This is a genomic window from Streptomyces sp. NPDC007901, from assembly GCF_042959465.1.
GTDB lineage: Bacteria > Actinomycetota > Actinomycetes > Streptomycetales > Streptomycetaceae > Streptomyces.
Genome location: NZ_JBIBKW010000010.1, coordinates 84,012 through 100,170 on the forward strand (window position 1 = coordinate 84,012; position 16,159 = coordinate 100,170).

The window sequence follows — 16,159 nt, forward strand, 5'->3', positions numbered from 1 at the left end:
CCGTGAACACCGTCGTCTCCGTCTTCGCCGAACGTTCCCGCACGGCGCCGGACCGGCCCGCCGTCGGCACGCTCACTTACGCGGAGCTCGACGCGCACACCAACCGACTCGCACATCAGCTCATCGCGGCCGGCGTCCGCCCGGGCGACGTCGTCGGCGTCCTGTCCGGGCGTTCACCGCAGACCGTGGGCATGCTCCTGGCAGTCCTCAAGGCGGGCGCCGCCTACCTCGCGCTCGACCCACGCCAGCCTCCGGCGCGGCAGGACGGGATGCTCGCCGACGCGGGGGTACGGGTGCTGCTGGCGGACGAGGCCCCGGAACCGGGCCGCTTCCCGCACTGCCGGGTGATCAGCCAGGTCGACACGTCGGCGCCCGAGAGCGCCGTAGCAGTGCCCGTCGGACCCGAACACCTCGCATACGTCGCCTACACCTCCGGGTCCACCGGCCGCCCCAAGGGCGTCTGCGTGCCGCACCGGGCGGTGGTGCGGCTGACCGTCAGTTCCGACATCCTCGACGTGAGAGCCGACGACACCTTCCTCGCCTTCGCGCCGGTCGCTTTCGACGCCTCGACACTGGAGATCTGGGGGGCTCTCCTGAACGGCGCCCGGCTGGCCGTGGCACCCGCGGGCGACCTCACGGTGCCCGAGCTGCTGGACTTCGTACGCACCGAGCGGGTGAGCGTCATGTGGCTCACCGCCGGGCTCTTCCACCTCGCGGTCGACGCGGGCCTGCCCGACCTGCCCTCGCTGCGCCGGCTGCTGGCCGGCGGCGACGTCCTGTCACCGTCCCACGTGAACCGCGCGGTCCGCGCCCTGCCGGGGACCACCGTCGTCAACGGCTACGGACCGACCGAGAACACCACGTTCACCTGCTGCCATCCCGTACGGGAACCGGTCGGAGCGACCGTGCCGATCGGTACGGCCATCCGCGGCTCGACGGTCTATCTCCTCGACGACGAACTACGGCCGGTGCCCGACGGGGAGGTCGGCGAGGTGTACGCGGCCGGCGCCGGCCTCGCCCACGGCTACCTGGGCAGCCCCGCCGCCACCGCCGCCCGGTTCGTCGCCGATCCGTTCGGCGGCTCCGGCGAACGCATGTACCGGACCGGGGACCTGGCCAGATGGGTGGCCGACAGGCTGGAGTTCGCCGGCCGGATCGACGACCAGGTGAAGATACGCGGGTTCCGCGTCGAACCCGAGGAGATCGTGTCCGTCCTCTTGGCACACTCCGGCGTCGCACAGGCCGCGGTCGTCGTCCAGGGCACACCGCCGGGGGAGGAGGCGGGCGCGCAGGCAGTGCGGGAGCGCAGGCTCGTCGCCCACGTCGTGACGACGACGGACGCGTCGGTGCTGGAACTGCGCGGCTGGCTGGCGGAGCGGCTACCGGACTACGCCGTCCCGTCGGTGATCCTCCCGGTGGACGCCCTGCCTCTGACCGCGAACGGCAAAGTGGACCGGGCCGCCCTGGAGAACGCGGGCTCCTGCGCGCGTCCCGACGTCAACTCCCCTTACCGGGAACCGGAGACGGCGCTCGAAAGGGCGATGGCCGACCTGTGGGCCGACCGGCTCGGTGTGGCCGGCGTCGGCGCGGACGACGACTTCTTCGAGCTGGGCGGGCACTCCCTGCTGGCCGTACGGATCATCGACGAGCTGCGCCGGGGGTACGGCGTCGAGGTCTCGCCGCTGGACTTCTACCTGAATCCGACTCCGGCGGGGCTGGCCGGCACGGTCGAGAAGGGGTTGTCGACGCCATGAGGATCAACGCCGGGCCTCCGCGGGCCGTCACCCTGGACGGAGCCGACCTGTTCGACCCGCACTTCCACAGCGAGGGCGATCCGCACGCCGTCTGGGCGTACATGCGGGAGCACGCCCCGCTGCACCGTCAGACGCTGCCCGACGGACGCGCCTTCTGGTCCGTCACCCGGCACGTCGACGCCTGCCGGGTGCTCGGCGACCACCGGGAGTTCACCTCCGCGCGCGGCAGCCTGCTGGCCCAGTTGGGCACGGCGGACGCGGCGACCGGCCGGATGCTGGTCGCCACCGACCCGCCGCGCCACACACAGCTGCGCCGCCCGCTCAACCGGCTGTTCTCGGGCCCGGCTCTGCACGCGGCGGAGAACAGGATCCGCCGTGCCGTACGTACCGTGCTCGCCCCGGCGGCCCGGGAGGGGCGCTGGGACCTCGCCCGGCGGGCGGGGCTGCTGCCCATGGCCGTCGCGAGCGCCCTCATGGACCTGCCGGAGGAGGACGGGGAGCGGCTGCTGCACTGGACCGGCATGGCCGCGGCGCCCGAGGACCCCGCCTACCGGGTGGCCGGCGCGGGCACCACGCTCGCCGTCGCCCACCACCAACTGTTCGCGTACTTCGCCGAACTGGTCGCGCGGCGCCGGGGCACCACCGGCGAGGACGCGATCCGGCTGCTGCTGACGATGCGCGCGGACGACGGCCCGCTGTCGGACGAGGAGGCCGTCGTCAACTGCTACAGCCTGCTGCTCGGCGCGAACGCGACGACCCCGCATGCGGTCGCGGGCACGGTGCTGGCGCTCATGGAGCACCCGGAGCAGTACGCGGCCGCGCGCGAGGACCGCTCCCTGGTGCCCGGACTTGTGGAGGAGGGGCTGCGCTGGACGTCGCCCGCCAGCAGTTTCCTGCGATACGCGGTCGTGGACGCTGAGCTGAGCGGCGGTGTCGTACGGCCCGGCGACGCCGTGGCGGTCTGGGTCGGTTCCGCGAACCGTGACGAACGCGTCTTCACGGACCCGTACCGGTTCGACATCCGGCGGACCGGGAACCGGCACATCGCCTTCGGCTTCGGCCCCCACTACTGCCTGGGTGCCGCAGTGGGCCGGCTCACCCTGCGCCTCTTCTTCGAGGAGGCCGTCGACACGGTCGAGGAGTTCCGGTCCGCGGGCCCGCCGCGTCATCTGGTCTCGAACTTCATCGCCGGACTGGCCGAGCTGCCGGTGCGCACACGGCCGTGAAAAGCCTGAGGCAGCCCTGCCGGAACCCGCGGCGGCACCGGAGCAGCAAGCAGTCATGGAAGCAGGAGGAACGATGCAGTCCGATGCCGACCGGATCACGGCGGTGCTGTGCGAGATTCTCAGCGGTCGGCTGGAGGGCCAGCAGATCGGTCCGGACGACGATTTCTACGCGATGGGCGGCGATTCCCTGACAGCTCTGCTGGTGGTTGCGGACGCCGGCGAGCGGGGCGTGTCCCTGCAACTGCGGGACCTGCTCTACCACCCCACAGCGCGCGCGCTCGCCGCCCACCTGGCCGGCCCGGCGGACGAGCCCGCCGGGCCGGTTCCGTCCGCCGTCCGGCTCACGCCCGCCGACCTTTCCCTGTTGCCGGCCGGAGTCAGCGAGGCGCTGCCCGCGTCCGCCCTCCAGATCGCCATGGTGTATCTCTGCGAGAGCAGCGAGGACCCCGAGTTGTACCACTCGGTGATGGACTGGGAGGTCGCCGGAGCCTTCGACGAACCCCGGTTCCGGTGGGCCCTGACGGGACTGTGTGATCGGCACCCCGCGCTGCGCTCGTCGTTCGACCTCGGAACGTACGCGGTGCCGGCGCAGCTGTTCTGGTCGTCGGTGGAGCCACCGTTGGTGTTGGGAGCTCCGGCGGAGCGGCCGAACTCCCTCGACTGGGGCGCTGCACCATTGTTCAGGTGCCACGTCGACGTGCTGGACGGCGCGTTCCGGGTGACGCTGGCCGTCCATCACGCGCTGGTCGACGGCTGGAGCCTGGGCCGGCTCATCGTTGACCTGCTGTCGCTCTATCAGGGCGAGCCCCTGCCCGCCCGGCCCGACGGGGTCGAACGTGCCTTCATCGAGGCCGAGTTCGCGCAGTCCTCGATCCCGGAGGCCGCTGAGTTCTGGGCCCGCCAGACGGCGCCGTCCCTGCTGTTTCCCGAGCGGGGCAGGTTCAGCGGGGCGGCGGACGCGCGCGACGCCGTCGGGTTCCCGCTGCCGGCCGCGCTGGTGCGGGATCTGACGGCGGCGGCGAAGCGGCTGCGGGTACCGCTCAAGTCACTGGTACTGGCCGCCCATGCGCGTTCCTTCGCGGAGCTGACCGGCCGGACCGAGGTGGTGACCGGTCTCGTGATGAACACCCGGCCCGAGCTGCCGGGTGCCGACCGGGTGGCCGGCCTCTACCTCAACACCCTTCCGGTACTGGTCCGTGCCCGGGGCGGCTGGGAAGAGCTGGCCACCGCGGGCCTGGTGGCCGAGCGCAGTGGCAGCCGGTACCGCGCATACCCGTTGGCGCACCTCGAGAACCGGCTCGGCCGCCCGGCCTTCGACGCCGTCCTCAACGTCACCAACTTCCGCGTCTACCGCGAGCTCGACCGGCTCACCGGTCCGAAGACAGGCGCGTGGCGGCTGCGAGGCAAGCCGAGCTTCCCGTTCCGGGTGGACGTCGAACTGGACGGCATCGCGGGCGGTGACCGGGTGGTGGTCGCCTTCGACCCGGACCTCGTACCGCCCTCCACGGCCCGGCGGTACGCCGACCTTTTCGAACGAGCGCTCACGGAAGCGGTGGACGCGTGACGCGCGGGCGGCCCCGGCTGGCCGTTGTGTACGACGACGGCGCGGTCTCCCCCGGCGAGCTGGGCGTGGGCCTGGCCGACACGGCGGACGCCGTCTTCCTGGTCCCCGACACCCCGCACGTCGCGGCGATGCTCCCGGTCCTCGAACAGCTCGGCGCGGTCCACTCCCTGACGGGCGACCCCGCCGGGGACGCCACACTGATCCGCCACCTCGCCCCGGACGGTGTCACGACGTTCAGCGAGTTCATGATCCGCACGACAGCCGGGCTGGCAGCGGCGGCAGGATTGCCGTACCACCTGCCCGACACGGCGCTGCTGCTCACCGACAAGGCGCTCCAGCGGGCGGCGCTGCGCCGGGCGGGGGTCGACGACGTCCGCAGCGCGCGGCTCGGCTCTCCCGCGGACTGGCCGAGCGCGCTGGCGGCGGTCGGACTGCCCGCGGTGATCAAGCCCGTACGGGGCGCGGGCAGTCGGCACACCCACCCCGTGTACGACAAGCAGCAGGCAGCCCGCCTCGTGTCAGAGGTGTTCGCGCAGCTGCCCGCCGCTCCGGAGGGCGGCCCCCGGCTGGTTGTGGAGGAACTCCTGCCGGGGCGTCCCAGCGCGCCGTTCGGCGACTGCGTCTCGGTGGAGAGCCTGTGCGCACCCGATGGGATCACGCATCTGGCGGTGTCCGGGAAGCTGCCGCTGGTACGGCCCTTCCGCCAGCCGGGGCGGTTCTGGCCGCACCACCTCCCCGATACCGACGAGCGGGCGGTCCTCGCCCTGGTGACGGGTGCGCTGACGGCCCTGGGGGTACAGCACGGTCTCACCCACACCGAGGTCAAGCTGACCCCGGCCGGGCCGCGGCTCATCGAGGTGAACGGCCGGCTCGGCGGCCACGTCAACGGGATGGCCCGTACGGCCTGCGGGGTGGACCTGGTCCGGGCGGCCGCCCGGTACGCCCTCGGCCGCGACCCCGGGTTGGCGCCTCTGCGTCCCGATCGCGTGCACTTCCAGCACAACGGGCTCGCCCCCACGAAGCCATGCCGGCTGCTCGGCGTCCACGGCGCCGCGCAGCTCCGCAGGAGGGAGGGCATCAGCGGCTACCGCACCTTCGTCCGCCTCGGAGAGCAGCTGCCCGGGGGTGTGATGACGCACGAGCTGGATGTCATCTGGGGCGTGGCCGACGACCACGACTCGATGGTGCGGCTCATCGAACGTGCCCTGGAGACCCTGAGCTACGAGTTCGCCTTCGCAGACGGCCGACGGACCGTGAGTGCCGCCTCCTGCGGTGCCTGGCAGGACGCGGTGCCGAGGGAGTCGGAACGAACGATGCAACGAACGCAGTGACGCATGCAGTGCCGAACCGAGAAACGAACGAGGCCCGAGGAGAGGCTCATGACCACGTCCCCCGTGACCGCCCTGCTCGCCATCATCGACGACGAGCGCTGGGAGGACCTGCCGACCGTGCTGGCCGAGGACTGCGTGATCGAGCGCCCGGGAGCCGCCCCCTTGACGGGGCTCGCCCGGATCGAGCAGTTCTACCGGCACGAACGTCCCGTCGCCCAGGGCCTGCACAAGATCGAGCGGATCGTCGCCGAGGGCGAGGCCGCCGCGTGCTGGGGCACCTTCACCGGGACGGGGCGGGACGGGAGTGCCATCGTGGCACGGTTCGCGGACACGTTCCTGCTGGAGGCGGGCAGCATTCGGCACCGGACCACCTACCTGCACGGGCCCGCTCACTGACACCCGTCCGGAGTCACCTCGTCATCAGCGGCAACTCTCGGCGCTGGAAGAACTGCTGAAATCCCCTGAGCGCAGACAGGGTTGAAGATGACGAAGGCTCCGTGAACGTGTCGACCCTCAGGTGATCAGCCGAGCGACGACTTAGACCGGCTGGGGCCCGTAACGAGAAGGCTTCTGCTTGGGTCGGCTCTCCGAACCTCTCGGACTGCCACGAACGGCCGCGTCCTCCATGGAGCCGGCGGACCCGGAATCTCGCCGTGCCGTCCTTGCGGACCCGATACCTGATGGTTCGCCATGGGCCCGGACCGCAGATCGAAAACCCGGCCGTTTGGCCAAGCCAAGTGACCAAAGGGCCCCTGCCCCGCGTTTCCGCAGGTCAGGGGCCCTTGAGTAAGGGTGAGTGACGGGACTCGAACCTGTTTCGTATCCCTATCGTGACCTGCGCCTTTGCTGTACATGTGGGCAAATCCGGGCATGCGGGTGACGGGTGATGACGTTGGATGACACTGTGCGGCGTCTGGTTTGGCCATGGCCAAACGCTCCTGTTGAGGACGGCGGGTGCGCGTGAAGCGTGGGGTTCGTGTCCATGCGTGCCGCCTGCCGGTGTTACCTGGCCGGTGTTCTTGGGTGGCTAGGAGCGGACGCGGGCGGAGGGCCTGTCACTGTCGGCGGACGAGCGGCCCCGCGAGAGTTCGCACATCGTACGCACGGGGGCCGAGTTGGCGTGACTGACCGAGCTGGACCAGGAGTCGGCCGAACAGCTGGTGAACCGGGCCAGGGCCGAGGGGGTGAACCTGGTCCGTCAGGTATTGCGCTTCGGCCCCTTGGCAGCCGGGCCCGGTGTCCGGGTGAGCGTCAAGGTGGGTGCGCTGTGACACCCAGCGCCGCAGCCCACCGTCTCCCTGGTTGCCGGTGCGGTCACCGGCTTCGATGGGCACCGGCTTGCGCGGTCACCTGGGGGAGGATGGTGCGCAGACGGTCAGCGACGCCGAGGATCTCTTCCATGCTCTTGACGTAGAGGTCCTGCTTCCCGTCGTCGATGGCTCTCCGACAGTCTGCGCCGATCACCCGGGCCTGCGCCAGCAGCGTCGGCCACCGTTGCTCCAGAGCAGGGTCGGGCAGAGGAAAGTAGGCGCCGAGCTGCTGGGCGGTCGTCCGCAGTCCGAGGCAGTGCGGGAGTATGACGCGGGCCGCATAACCGCGGTCGGTGAGGGCTCTGTCGTCCTCAAGGGCCGTCATGATGCCCAGGAGTTCGCCGGTCATCGCGGTCAGGAGCTTCCTCCCTCCGAGACGTAGCCATGCGTCCGATTCGAGGGTGAGTACCTCCGCGGACGGCGTGGTGGTCTGTGCGGGAGCCAGGCTCTCACGGGTCAGCGAAGTGCGGACGCCGGAGTGTCCGCCGGCGTCGAGGGGGAAACTCGCTGCGGTGCTCAGCGTGAGGGCGGCCAGGCAGATCACCGCCACCGCGGCCTTGCGGGTCGGACCGTTGAGCCGGGCGGGATTCCGCGGAGGACGGAGAGGCGAGCGCCGGCCGCGGTCACCGGTGCCCGGGCGCATCGCTCTCAGCAGCTGACGGGTCGCCATGGCGGCCACGGCGGTAAAGGCGGAGACGAACACGGCCAGTCCCAGAACGAGCGGCAGCACCACCTCGGTCAACGGCCAGGCCCCCTCGGGCGTCCAGGCGCAGGTGGTGCGCAGCGTGGCCAGGCCGCTCACGCAGCCATCGGCCGAGATCAGCAGGAAGGCGACGGTGACGCCGGCGAGTCCCGTCACCCCGGCGGCCGCGGCGGCGGCCGGCACCGGGATCCGGGGTGTCGCCGCACTGGTCACCGCTGCCGTGGCCACGACCACCCCGATGAGTACCACGACGAGCCATGTCACCAGCAGCAGGACCTGCTGGCCCAGCAGCTGGCCGGTCGGTGGCCGCACGGCGTGCAGCCGGGCCAGCACCACGACGACACCCAGACAGGCGCTGCCGGCTCCGAGGGCCGCGGCCAGGGCGAGCCGTCGGAGAGACGGCAGCCGCCCGGCCTGCCACAGGGTGTCTTCCCCCGGCGGCAGCGCACGGATCACCCACGTCGGTGTGCTGGCCGTCGCCCCGCCCGCCCACGCCAGCAACGGCAGCGCCCACAGGGCTGTCACCGCCCACAGCAGTGACGTGTCCGCCTCCCACGGCATGACGACCGACATCACCACGGCGATCGCCGTGAGCGTGCTTCGGCCGAGGGCGGGACCCGGCAGATCCTGCTGGAGTGCCGCGCGGATCGCCGACTCCGAGTACGGCCAGCCCGCCGCGAAGAGCTTGCCACTGCTCTGCCACCAGGCGTACGACATGGCGAAAACGACCAGCGTGGCCAGAAGACCCAGGGCGAACACAGGCCGCAGGCTGCGTCCCCGCCAGCAGCGCAGTACGAGGTCGGCGAACTGGGCCGTCCAGCAGGTGACCACCACACTGATGACGACGAGCAGTGCGAACACCTCGGGGTGTCTGGGCAGCACACGCCACCCGGAGACGCTGCCGGTCAGTACCTCCCCGAGGGCGAGCCCCACCCCCAGCCACCACCCGGCGCGCAGACCCGAGGCCGCTCGGCCGCCCGTCAGCACAACTCGGGCCGCGGCGCGCCACAGGGTCACGCCGACCGTCGCCGCGATCAGACCAGCGACCGTGTCCGCCGCCAGCCGGACCATCCACCCGGTTCCGAACCCGTACAACTGTCCGGCGCAGATCGACGCGGTCGCGCCGGTGAGGAACAGAGTGAGCGCGGAGGAACGGAACAGCTCCTGCGTGTCGCCGAGCGCCCGTCTGCGCCGCTCCCAGTCGGGATGGCTCCGCCACATGGAAACGAAGGCCCAAAAAGCCCTACCGAGCCTTCCGCGGTCCCGGTTCGCCCCGTCGGTCTCGCCGAGCCAGCCCGCCGGGTCGGCCCCCCATCGGATGGCGTCGGCGTCGGCGTACAGCTCGCGTGTGCGCAGGATGTCGGCGCGGGCCAGAAAGACGAAAGCGATCATGGCGGCTGTTGCCACCATGTCGCGTGAGGTGGCCACCAGCGACGGGGCGCCGAACACCGCCGACGACAGCGACACGTGCAGGGACAGCCCTGTCCAGACCGCGTAGCCCGGAAGGACGGTGAAGAGGAAGACGCGCCACAGGGCCACCGTCGCGTAGGTGATGTCGACGTCCCGGTTGCGGATGTGCGCGAGCTCGTGCAGCACCACGGCGCGGAACCGCAGCGGATCGCGGTGCCTTACCGCTACGAGGCCGCCGTGCAGGCAGACGACATGGCGGCGCCACCGTCCGAAAACCACGGCACTCGCAGTGCGTGCTGCGGGGGCCACGGCGAAGCGCGGCTGTCGGGTGAGGCCGGCGACATCGACGAGTTCGTCGAGGACGGCGAGCAACTCGCCGTGCCGGTCGATCGCCTCGACCAGTACGAGCCTGCGGTTGCGTTGCTTCCACCAGGGCAGCGTCCAGTACAGGGCAACGGCGACCAGCACGAGTACCGTCACGGCGGACGGCACCAGCCAGGGGGAGGCGTGCGGGACGAAGCGGTCCAGACATGCCCGGAATGCCTTGTCCGCCCTGACCGTGGCCAGGCCAACGCCCAGGTAGTCGCCGTGCGGATCAGCTCCGGCGGCCAGGGCGCAGCCCACGGACATATTGCGGGGATCGGTCAGCGATTGACTGATGGCCGACGCCACGGTGGCACTGCTGGTCAGGAACAGCACGATGAGCAGGATGAACCGCGGACCGGTGCCGGCCCCGAGGAGGCGCTCGTCCACTCGGCCGGAAGGGAATAACGGCGCCGCGTCCGCGCTCATGTGCGGTCTCCCCCGTCCGGTCCGCGCCCGTCTTGAGGCCCGGCGTCCGCCGGGGCGGTGGGGTGCGGGCCCGCGCCGCCGTCCGGGTCCCGTTCGGCGCTGTCGACCTGTTCCTGTTCCGCGGGTAGTACGAGCCGGGCCACGACACGTTCGGCGAGCGCCTCGGCCGCCCCGCGTTCCAGACCGCTTTCGGCGGCCAGCTGAACCACCCGCAGACGTACGGCTTCGAGCTGCCCCGGTTCCAGTGGAGGCAGCATGCGTGGCGCCGTCGGTCGGCGCCCGATCCGGCGCAGCCACAGCCTCGAACGCCGGCCGGCGGCGGCAACACCGGCGGAGACGATCTGACGTGCGGCTTCGTCCAGTGCCATCCACACCACGGGGGTCACCAGAGCGGCGGCCTCACCCAGTCCGAATCCCAGTGGATCGCGGTCCTGCCCATTCGCAAGTCGCCGCAAGGCGGTGTCGTCGTCCACCAGGAGGAGCCCGTCGAGCAAGATCAGCTCATGCGGCGCCAGCTCGTTGACGATCACTCGGACGACTTCCCGCACCGGCGTCCCAACAGCCGTTTCCGGTCCCCCGTTCACCGCATCCCCCGTCATCACGTCCATGCGCCAAGTCCCTTCAAGGTACTGCGGGGGGAACATCCGGCATGGCGAATTTCCCTGGCTGTCCGCGTTCTTCACGTAATCCGAACCGGCCTCGACCGCCGGTGCCGGGCACCTGAGGGGTGCCCGGCACCGAACGGTCAGAAGGCTCCCGCGTTCAGTGCCTTCTGGAGTTGGGCGGTGGTGTTGGTGTCCCAGGTGTCCTGGGGGGTGAGGCCGAGGTGCTTGTTGAGGGCGGTGATGGTGTCGGGTCCGGTGACGCCGTCGGTGGTGACCTGCAAGTACGCTTGCAGGGCCTTGACGGTCAGGGGACCGAACGCGCCGTCGACGTCCAGCCCGGCCCCGCTCTTGCTGTTGAGGATGCGCTGCAGGGCGGCGCAGGTGGCGGGTCCGAACTCGCCGTCCACGGTGAGCAGGCCGGCCGGGGCGACGAGTGCTTTGGGCTTGATGACGCCGGTGTGTCCGGAGAGGGCGGCCTTCATCACGGCGGCGGTGTGCGGGCCGTACTCGCCGTCCACGGTCAGCTTGTGCTTCGTCTGGAAGGTGCGGACCGCCTTGTCGGTGGCGGCGCCGAACTGTCCGTCGACGGTGAGGCCTGCCTTCTGGACGGTGTTGAGGTTCTTCTGCAGGGTCTTGACGGCGTTGCCGGTGGAGCCCTTGCGCAGGATGCCGTCGTGGCTGGGCATGGGGGCCGCACCGTCGTAGGCGGGCCGACCGTAGCCGACCACGCAGGCGCGGCCGCGGATCCGGCGGCGGAAGGCGTCGGAGGTGTTGCCCTCCAGAGTGGTGATGGTGCCGTTGGAGTGGACGGCCTCCACCAGGCCGACGTGGTCGATGCCGTTGATGGAGCGGCCGCCGGAGAAGTCGAAGAAGACGACGTCGCCGGGGCGGACGCCGCCGAGACCGTAGTGCCAGCGGCCGTGGGCCTGGAAGGCGCGGGCGTGGGCGGTGGTGAGGGCGAACTTGCCCATGACGGCGGTGAGGTTGTCGGAGTGGGCGGCCTCGTAGCTGATGGACATGTCGCACCACGGGCCGGAGAAGCCGTACCAGGAGGTGATGTTGTTGTGGTTGGAGCCGGGCGGGTGCTCGGTGGTGCCGAGCAGCTTGCGGGCGGCGGCGATCATTCCGTTTGCGGTTCCCATGGCTGGTGTCAGAGCTCCATGTCGTCGGGGAGTGCGTCGAGGTCGGAGGTGACCTCGTGGGTGGGGTCCTGGCTGACGCCGGTCTGGTCAGGGTCGACATCGAAGACCCCCGCGCCGCCCTCCGGGTAAGGCGGCGTCTGCTCGTTCTCGCTCATGAACGCTCACTCCTTTCGCTTTCTCGGTCGTCGGCCGCCGGGCCACGCGTTTGCACCGGAGATCAGTCGAGCTCTCCGGCGGCCGGCGAAGAGGCTTGGCGACCGCCTTGCACCACCGAGTTCAGCGGGCCGGGAATTGAATGGGCAGCCGCCTTCACCAACCTGATCAATGACTGAACTGCAGCTCACAAGGGGGGAGTCCGGCTGCTGGCCAAAGAAGGCGCCTGTGGTTTGCCCTTGCGTCACGGGCGCGCGTAACTTCACGAGCCACAGCGCCGCGTCCACGGGGGAAGCGGGGCAACGGGGGTGTTGTCGATGGCGGGGCGTCCGGAGAGTCCGCTCGACCCGAGCGCCGGGCCGGCGCAGCGACTTGCCGCCGAGTTACGCAAACTCCGCGCGCAGACCGGAAACCCGACGTACCGGGTGATGGCGCAGCGCGCGGGCCAGGGGGCGAGCACGCTGTCGCAGGCGGCTGCGGGTGAGCGGCTGCCGACGCTGCCGGTCGTGCTGGCCTACGTGCGTGCCTGCGACGGCGATGAGGCCGAGTGGGAGGCGCGGTGGCGTGAGGCTGCCGCGGAAGCGGCGGCCGAGCCGCGCACCGAGGGCGAGGACGCTGAGCCGCCCTACCGGGGGCTGGCCCGTTTCGAACCCGGAGACGCCAACCTGTTCTTCGGCCGAGATGAACTCACCGACCGGCTGTTCCAGCTCACCTCCTCACTCCGGTTCACGGCGGTGTTCGGCCCGTCGGGCAGTGGCAAATCCTCCTTGCTGCGTGCTGGCCTCATCCCCCGTCTCCGCGACCCGGCCGCGGCCGGCCCGCGGCCGGCCGCGCTGCGCGTACTCACTCCTGGTGAGCATCCTCTGCGCAACCACGAGCAGCGCCTGATACCGAAGGACACGGACGGCGACACGTGGATGATCGTCGACCAGTTCGAAGAGCTCTACACTCTCTGCCCCGATCCGGCCGAACGCGACAAGTTCATCGACCGCCTCCTGGTCGCCATCGACCCGGCGAGTCGGTTGCGCGTTGTCATCGTCGTACGCGCGGACTTCCTCAGCCGCTGCGCCGAACACTCTTCGCTGACCGCTGCATTGCAGGACGGCACCCTGCTGACTGGTCCGATGAGCCGTGACGAACTGCGTGAGGCCATCGTCAAACCCGCCCAGGCCTCGGGAATGATCGTGGAACGATCCTTGACCGCGCGCATCCTCGACGAGGTCGAAGGCGAGCCCGGGGCCCTGCCGCTGATGTCGCACGCCCTACTGGAAACCTGGCGCCTCCGTAAGGGCCGCGCCCTCACCGAAACAGCCTACGAGGCAGCCGGTGGTCTGCACGGCGCTATCGCCCGCACCTCCGAACATCTCTACACACGGCTGGCGCCGAGCCAGGCCGACGTGGCCCGACGGCTGCTTCTGCGGCTGGTCATCCCAGGAGAGGGTGTCCCGGACACCCGCCGTCCTGTGAGCCGGGCTGAGCTCGACCAGCTCGTCCCTGGAGACCGGGACGAGGTCTTGGAGCGCATGGCCAGGGCTCGCCTCATCACGCTGGACGGCGAGACGGTTGACCTGGCACACGAGGCGCTGCTCACGGCCTGGCCCCGGCTACAGGGCTGGATTCAGGAAGACCGGCAGCGGCTGCTTCTGCATCGCAAGCTGACCCAGGACGCGCGCGCCTGGGGGGACCTTGGACGGGACCCGGGCGCGCTGTACCGGGGCGTACGGCTGGCCGCAGCCCAGGAAGAGTTCCTCTCCAGGGGGCGAGCTGACGAACTCACCCCGCTGGAACGCGAATTTCTGGTCGCCGGTCGCGCGGCCCGTGACAGGGAACGCCGGCGGTTGCGTACGTTCACCGCTTCTTTGTCGCTGCTACTGGTGCTCGCCCTGGTGGCGGGAGTCGCGGCCTGGCAGCAGAGCAGCGAGAGTGACAGGCGCCGGGCGGAGGCCACGGCCCGACGGATCGCCTTCCTCGGGGACTCGCTGCGCAGCACCGACCCGGTCTTGGCCATGCGGCTCAGTGTCGCTGCTTGGCGGATCAGTGCCACCACGGAGACCAAGGGGGTGCTGTTCGCAGCGGACACTCAGCCGGAGCGCGCTGTCTTCCGTCTACCGGAGACCCGGACCAGTGACGATCCGTTCCTCAGCGCCGATGGCAGGACGGTGGTCATGGCGGACGGCAACCGGGTACTGCGCTGGAACGTCGCCACACAGCGACCCTCGGGGGAGATCCGGATGTCCGCCGACGACAGCCTGGCGGATGTGTCCTCCGACGGTCACCGGCTCCTCATATACCGGGGAGATGGGACGCTGCAGGTCCGTGATGCCTACTCGGGTGCCGCGGTCGGTAGGCCGTTCCAGCTGGGAGACGACGTCTCCGACGTGGAGCTGGGGACCGGCGGCAGGACCCTGATCGCCACGGACGACAAGTCCGTGCAGGTGTGGGACATCCAGCGCCACCGGCTGCTGCTGAGAGCCGAGTCCTCGGAAGTGCAGCAGTCACTCGTCAGTCCCGACGGTCAGTTGATGGTCCTGTGTACGGGCTTGTCCGGGACGTTGAAGGTGTGGGACATCGCCGACCGACGGCGGCTGCGGGCACCGTGGGTGCGCACAGCCGGACGCAGCGCATGCGAAGGTAACCATCTGGCCTTCGGCGGCGGATACCTGGCGGCCACCGCCGACAACCGGATACGCCTCTGGGACACCGCCTCGGGCCGAAGACATGACTTGCCGAAGCTCTCTCAGGACGATCCGTACGAGCTGGCATTCAGTGCGGACGGCAGGTACCTGGCCGTGACCGGTTCCAGGACGGTCGCCCTGTGGCGGGTTGGCGGTACCCCGCATCTGGTCCTGCGGTACACCCTGCGCAATGAGCAGATCCAGGACGTGCGGATCGACCCGGAAGCAGGGGTGATCCGCTATCTGGTGCGGGCCGGAAGCCAGCCCTCCGCGATCAGGACCGTCGCCTTCGACACCGTGGCTGACACACACTGGCATCAGCACGCCACTACCTATCACGCGAGGTTCAGTCCGGACGGGCGGCTCATCGCCACCGTCCGGCTCGTCAGAAACGCGGCCGAGTTTGAGCTGCGCCCCACGACCGGAGACCGCGGTACCCGTCTGCCGTCGGCGCATTGCGAGTCCGACGACGAGGGGGACGAATGCATCGTCCACATGACGTTCAGCACGGATGGTTCCGCATTCGCCTACGGAACCGAAACGGTAGACGGACCGTCGTCGCGGCGCTGGCCGGAGCGGATCAGGGTCTGGGACACCCGGAGGACGCAAGAGAGCTCATCCATGGACATCACGCCTGAGGACCCGGACGAACCCCTCGGCGACGACTTCGTACTCGGCCCCGACCCGCACTCCCTTCTGGTCTACCGGTCTGACGCGGACGTGTGGGAGCGGTGGGACCTGCGCACGGGAGACCGGGTCGCGCATCACCGTATCGGGCTACGCCGCTATCTGTCGCACTCGTACGACGCGTCACATTCCATGGCCCTGCGGCCCGACGGACGGCTTCTGGCGACCGGCTATTCCGCGCTCGTCGCGCTCCCGTCCGGTCGCTCCGCCGTTCGCGAGCTGGGGAACGGGGTGTCCACTCTGCCGCAGTTCAGCCCGTCCGGCGACCGGCTGGCCGTCGGTGACGACATGGGCTGGGTGTCCGTCTGGGACAAGGACGGCCGACGGCGCACCGCGGAACTCGCGGGCACACTGGCCAGGGACTTCACCGACGAACCGGAGGACGTCACGGCTTTGGCCTTCTCCCCCGACGGGAGTCTTCTCGCCGTCGGCGGGGCCAGCGGGACCATCAGTCTGTGGGACGTCGACTCCGGCCAGCCTATGGGATCCACCCTGCCGACCTCCGGAGACCGGATCCTTGCTCTGTCCTTCACCCACGACGGCCGGACCCTCCAGGTTGCGGGAGAGCACGTATCGCTGCGGACGTATCCCGTCGACCCGCAGCGCATCGCCGTCAAGGTCTGCGAGCAGGCAGGCGGGGGACTTACACGAGAGCAGTGGCGGACGTACCTTCCTGAGCTGGCCTATCGGGACGTGTGCTGAAAGAGCTCACTCTGGAGGAGGCCCAACAGGTCATCCCGCTCTATCACCCGGTCTGGAGTAAGGCCGATCCCGAGGACGTCGCCTGCGCCGTCCGGCCAGCCGCGC

At 70.5% G+C, this 16,159-nt stretch carries 10 protein-coding genes; 6 read left to right on the plus strand and 4 right to left on the minus strand.

The features are described from left to right. The first annotated feature begins 2 nt into the window (after nucleotides 1-2). The 5 genes from ACFZDK_RS30115 to ACFZDK_RS30135 all read left to right on the plus strand — a co-directional run bounded on the left by ACFZDK_RS30115 (nucleotide 3) and on the right by ACFZDK_RS30135 (nucleotide 6,271). Nucleotides 3-1,754: an amino acid adenylation domain-containing protein gene (locus tag ACFZDK_RS30115; RefSeq protein WP_390977064.1), complete on the plus strand. Its 1,752-nt coding sequence runs from the start codon at nucleotides 3-5 to the stop codon at nucleotides 1,752-1,754. After that, nucleotides 1,751-2,980 (plus strand): cytochrome P450, encoded by a 1,230-nt coding sequence (locus ACFZDK_RS30120; RefSeq protein WP_390977065.1) that lies wholly within the window; start codon nucleotides 1,751-1,753, stop codon nucleotides 2,978-2,980. The genes ACFZDK_RS30115 and ACFZDK_RS30120 overlap by 4 nt, the downstream gene beginning before the upstream one ends. 73 nt (nucleotides 2,981-3,053) lie before the next feature. Further along, nucleotides 3,054-4,544 (plus strand): condensation domain-containing protein, encoded by a 1,491-nt coding sequence (locus tag ACFZDK_RS30125; protein WP_390977066.1) that lies wholly within the window; start codon nucleotides 3,054-3,056, stop codon nucleotides 4,542-4,544. Beyond that, complete coding sequence (locus ACFZDK_RS30130) at nucleotides 4,541-5,875, plus strand: acetyl-CoA carboxylase biotin carboxylase subunit family protein (RefSeq protein WP_390977067.1); 1,335 nt, start codon at nucleotides 4,541-4,543, stop codon at nucleotides 5,873-5,875. The genes ACFZDK_RS30125 and ACFZDK_RS30130 overlap by 4 nt, the downstream gene beginning before the upstream one ends. A gap of 48 nt (nucleotides 5,876-5,923) precedes the next feature. Next, on the plus strand, nucleotides 5,924-6,271 hold the full coding sequence (locus ACFZDK_RS30135) for a nuclear transport factor 2 family protein (protein ID WP_390977068.1): 348 nt from the start codon (nucleotides 5,924-5,926) through the stop codon (nucleotides 6,269-6,271). A 918-nt stretch (nucleotides 6,272-7,189) separates the two neighbouring features. On the opposite strand, the gene ACFZDK_RS30140 is transcribed toward ACFZDK_RS30135, so the two are convergent. The 4 genes from ACFZDK_RS30140 to ACFZDK_RS30155 form a co-directional block, all read right to left on the minus strand. Next, on the minus strand, nucleotides 7,190-10,090 hold the full coding sequence (locus ACFZDK_RS30140; RefSeq protein WP_390977069.1) for a M48 family metalloprotease: 2,901 nt from the start codon (nucleotides 10,088-10,090) through the stop codon (nucleotides 7,190-7,192). After that, nucleotides 10,087-10,698, minus strand: coding sequence for a hypothetical protein (locus tag ACFZDK_RS30145; RefSeq protein WP_390977070.1), 612 nt, complete (start codon nucleotides 10,696-10,698; stop codon nucleotides 10,087-10,089). The genes ACFZDK_RS30140 and ACFZDK_RS30145 overlap by 4 nt, the downstream gene beginning before the upstream one ends. A 137-nt stretch (nucleotides 10,699-10,835) precedes the next feature. Further along, nucleotides 10,836-11,837 (minus strand): peptidoglycan-binding protein, encoded by a 1,002-nt coding sequence (locus tag ACFZDK_RS30150; RefSeq protein ID WP_390977071.1) that lies wholly within the window; start codon nucleotides 11,835-11,837, stop codon nucleotides 10,836-10,838. 8 nt (nucleotides 11,838-11,845) lie between these two features. After that, on the minus strand, nucleotides 11,846-11,992 hold the full coding sequence (locus tag ACFZDK_RS30155) for a hypothetical protein (RefSeq protein ID WP_390977072.1): 147 nt from the start codon (nucleotides 11,990-11,992) through the stop codon (nucleotides 11,846-11,848). Nucleotides 11,993-12,307: 315 nt separating this feature from the next. Here ACFZDK_RS30155 and ACFZDK_RS30160 point away from each other — a divergent pair, with 315 nt between their 5' ends. Further along, entirely contained in the window at nucleotides 12,308-16,054 is a 3,747-nt protein-coding gene (locus tag ACFZDK_RS30160) for a hypothetical protein (RefSeq protein WP_390977073.1), read from the plus strand. Nucleotides 16,055-16,159: the final 105 nt, after the last annotated feature.